Source organism: Streptomyces sp. NPDC047072 (assembly GCF_040643855.1).
In the GTDB taxonomy this organism is placed as follows: domain Bacteria; phylum Actinomycetota; class Actinomycetes; order Streptomycetales; family Streptomycetaceae; genus Streptomyces.
The window spans coordinates 1-3,987 of the sequence record NZ_JBEYVC010000329.1 but is presented as its reverse complement, the minus strand read 5'-3'; the positions used below and the strand labels follow the sequence as shown (position 1 = coordinate 3,987).

General features: G+C 66.8%; 3 protein-coding genes and 1 pseudogene. All 4 read right to left on the bottom strand.

Annotated features, from left to right (window positions below; all coding sequences use genetic code 11):
• Window positions 1-85, bottom strand: a pseudogene (locus ABZ896_RS52150) (GNAT family N-acetyltransferase); the annotation flags it as partial.
• A 640-nt stretch (window positions 86-725) separates the two neighbouring features.
• The gene (locus ABZ896_RS52145; RefSeq protein WP_360946396.1) at window positions 726-2,129 is read right to left on the bottom strand and encodes a DNA cytosine methyltransferase; all 1,404 of its coding nucleotides are present in this window, start codon (window positions 2,127-2,129) and stop codon (window positions 726-728) included.
• A gap of 106 nt (window positions 2,130-2,235) precedes the next feature.
• Window positions 2,236-2,577 carry a hypothetical protein gene (locus tag ABZ896_RS52140; RefSeq protein ID WP_360946393.1) on the bottom strand — a complete coding sequence of 114 codons (342 nt, stop codon included), beginning with the start codon at window positions 2,575-2,577 and terminating at the stop codon, window positions 2,236-2,238.
• Between the two features lie 82 nt (window positions 2,578-2,659).
• The gene (locus ABZ896_RS52135) at window positions 2,660-3,502 is read right to left on the bottom strand and encodes a hypothetical protein (RefSeq protein WP_360946390.1); all 843 of its coding nucleotides are present in this window, start codon (window positions 3,500-3,502) and stop codon (window positions 2,660-2,662) included.
• Window positions 3,503-3,987 lie beyond the last annotated feature (485 nt).

Genomic DNA, 3,987 nt, shown 5'->3' with positions numbered 1-3,987 from the left:
GCTGCGCCACGACGGTCGTGGCGCCGTCCGCCGGCGGGAGGACACCGCGGGCCGCAGCGTCGAGAATGTCCCGCAAGGTCTCCATCCGCGCTCCAGGAGTCTCCAGGTTGCACACGGCCGTCAGGTGAGGGCCGGACACTTCCAGGAGAGCGACGCCCTCCACCTGCCAGCGTCCGGACAGCTCCGAGGTGTAGGTCGGCGTGTCGGAGGCCTCCGCGTTGTAGCCGGGCAGAGGACGGCTGTCGACCACGCCCAGCAGACCTGCTGTCTGCTGGTCCAGCCACCGGGCGGCGTCGCCCTGGAAGTCGGCCGGGTCGTGGAAGGCGGCTTCCTCGCTGTTAGGGCTGTCGCCGACGGCCGCGAGGACGGCGGGCACCCGACTGAGCGGCAGGAGGTTGAAGCGGACGCTGTGCCCGTGGCGCACGTAGGTGTTGAACCAGCGGCCGGAGGTGGCGTCGTGGGTGAACGTCACTTCCATCCACGGTGATTCGGTGGGCCGGGAGCGGGTCATGCGGGGCAGGACGCCCCGGGTGAGCAGGAGCCGGATCGTGGCTCGGTCGGTGCGGCTGTGCTGGACGGTGCGGGCGACGCGTGCGCGGGCTTCGTACCGGGGATCCAGGTAGTCCATAGGGCGCTCCTGAAGATGTGGGCGCCGGGCCCGGTTTGCCCTCCGGGCCCGGCTGATGGGAAGGAGTGGGGCCGCCATGGGGCGGCCCCACCCGGAGTTAGAGAACGGCGGCCACGCACTTGCCGAGCCACTGCGCGACGTTGACGCTCACCGCGTTTCCGGCCTGGACCGTCCGTGCGGCGTCGCTGGTGCCCGTGACGATGTAGCCGGGCGGGAAGCGCTGGGCGTTCATCTGCTCGCGCCACTTCAGCATCCGGAAGCGGCAGTCCTCGATGCGTGCCGCCTGCCGCAGCAGACCGGCCGAGTCGTGCGTGGCGAGGGTGTGCAGGGGCTCGGACGTCGGCTTGGCCTTCGCGCCCTTGCGGTACGGGATGATCAATGCATGGTGATTGCCGCCCGCCGTGACCGAGGACAGCGGCCGGTCGATCTTCCGGGCCTTGCCGTGGTTGCGCAGTTCGATGACGAATGGCGGGGCCGCCAGGTCCGGCGACGACGTGGCGTGTCGGAACACCCCGGGCGGAAGGAGCAGCCCTTCCCCGATCTTCGCGCACCGGGACGGCAGCGGGGCCGTGTCCGGCCGGAAGGCCCGTCCGTCGTGGCCGCTGTGGTTCAGGGTCAGAACGGAGGGGTCGTGGGGGAACATCGCCAGTCCCGCCTCGATACGAGCAACGGTGGTCTCGGCCAGTGGGTCAAGTCCGTGCTCGTGGCGGTCTGCGATGCGAATGCCCTGGTCCTCCCAGTTGATGATGGATGACGCGGGCTGGACGTACGGCTCCACTTTCCCGTGGCCGCGGGAGCACGTGTAGTCGTACTGCACGCCGTACTTGCCGACTCCGCTCCGCCGGGGCTTTTGGCCCTTGCGGGGCTTGCGGGGCGGGCGCCAGGTCTGCATCGCGTGTACGTCCTCTTCGCAGACACCGCAGTACGCGAGGGGGGTCGGCTTCACGTCCGGGAGACGGACCCCGACCTTCGTGAAAACGATGTAGAGCCGGTCGCGCCACTGCGCTGCGGGGGTATTGAACGCGTCCCCGACGTGTGCCGACGAGACACAGACGATCTGGTAGTTGTAGCCCAGCTGCACCATTCCAGCCAGCCACCAGTCGAACAGCTCCCAGTCGGTGGCGAATTCGATGACGTTCTCCACCAATACGGCTTTATAGCGGTGGAGTTGAACGGCACGGATGACTTCGAATGCGGTGGCCCTCGTACGCACGAACGCTTTGTCCGGGAGCGCCTTCCACTCTTCGTCGTCCACTTGCCCCTTGGTCCGGGGACGACCCCCGGCGGGGCTTATCTCCGTACAGATGGGACTCGCCCAGAGGATGTCAGTCCTCGGGAGGCGCCTCATGTCGTAGTACTCCATCTCGGCGCAGAGATGCTCGGCGTCGGGATGATTGGCGGTGTGAGTATCGACCGCGACTTGCCAGTGATTGGCAGCGAGTCTCAGTTCGAGTCCGGCATTGACCAAGCCGGTACTGGAGCCGCCCGCGCCCGCATACATGTCGGTGAATGTGAGGCTCAAATGCTCTTCCTGCGTGTGTGGGTCCCTGGACGCGTCGGGCCCGGTTTGCCCTCCGGACCCGACGCGATGGAAAGCTGCGGTGCGGTTACTCGCTGCGGTTCTGCGACGTGAGCCAGACCGCGGTCTCGATGACGTTCTCGACCGCGACCAACTCGAAGGTGCGGCTCCGTGCTTCGCGGATCAGGTCCCAGGCGGAAGCGGCGCCGAGTTCGGCCTCCACAAGACGGGCGACACGAGTGCGCGGGTCCTCGGCCTGCGCGGAGAGCCGTGGACCTGCCGTGCTCCAGGTCGCCAGCCAGGGCGGGGAAGCCCACAGCAGAGGCACCGCCTCGATGCGGTCGGGAAGCTGGGCCGGTTCGGTCGGTCTCGTATAGCCGGTGAGCGCCAGGTGCCAGTGGTTGTGAGCTCGGGGAATACGCGTGGTCATGTGTGCATCCGTGGTTGCGGGTTCGTACGTGCCGGGCCCGGTTGCCCTCCGGGCCAGGCACGTTGGGGAGGTGTGTCGGCTGTTAGCCGCCGTAGGTCTCGATAACCCTCTTCTCGACGGTGAGCACGCGGCAGAGGCGGGTCACGACCTCGGCCGGGACGCTGATGGTGGCGCCGTCGTAGCCGTCGGCGTCGAAGACGGTTACGAGGGCTCCGCCGGGGGCCGTGTGGTCGACGCGGCGCAACTCGGACAGGTCGGAGAGGAGGCCGTAGAGCTTGTCCGGGCCGTCCGGCTGCTCGCCGTCCACCGGGGCGCCGAGCGGGTGGTGACTGCCGTAGCGGGTCGCCGTCGCCTGGAGGTAGCGCTGGGTCGCGCCGACCATCCGCAGGAACTCGGAGCCGTGGTAGATGACCCCGATGTGCTCGGCGGGGCCCTCGTGCTGCACGTGCCAGTTCTCGACCTGGTCGGCCTGGCTGGGCAGACCTTCGTCGCCCCCGATGGTCAGGTACGTGGAGTCCGGGAGCGGGACGTGGATCAGGTAGCCGACTCCCTGGACGGAGACGATGTCGCCGACCACGCCGTGCTCGCGCAGCGTGGCGAGGACGGGTGCGTACTGGGGGCCGATCTCGCCGACCGAGTAGGCCATGGCGATCGCCCAGTCTACGAGCGGCTTCGGGTCGCTGGTCCAGGGCAGTTCACCGTGTGCGATGTTCGCCCCCTGCGACGACCGGCGGTTCCAGAGCAGGACGAGAGGGGAGGTCGGCTGGGGCTTGTCGGGGCCGGGCCACACCGTCACCTCGTCTCCGGAACTGGGCAGGATGAACACGACGGATTTGCCCAGGTTGTTGTTCGACTCGACCTGTGCACCTTCTCGGATGGCGACGGCGAGGGTGGTCATGGAAATCGGGATTTCGTTTTCGGTCACCTGAGTGACTCCATTCCGCAGCGTGGGTTCCAGGAGGCCTTGCCCTGCCTCCTTCGGAATTCGGTTCCGTCAAATAACGTCAATGTTCTACGGATTAGATAAAGCGCACTGTGGAGTTTTCAAGGAGCGATTCAACAAGTACATCTGTTTATCGATGGCGATTTATGCGGGCGGTTGCCATTTCTTCGTCCCGCCCTCCTCGACATAGGTAAATCTACGTTCAATGGGAGGGTTGGTCAACCTGATAAAAGAGCTACCGGGGGGGCGAATTTGGGAAACTTTCCGAATGTCGGAAGGCTTGCGGAAACCGTCAATCTGTTGGACGGCCCGCGCTCGGCAACAGGGCGGCATCAATTGCGATGAGGTGCCGTAGAGTGCCCTCCCCTTCCCGGCCATAGAAAAAAAGGGGGCCCGAACGGGAGGGGTGCAAGGGTGCGGCGCAGCCCGCCCTTGCGTCATGGACTTCGCGCTGAAGACCGGCTGTC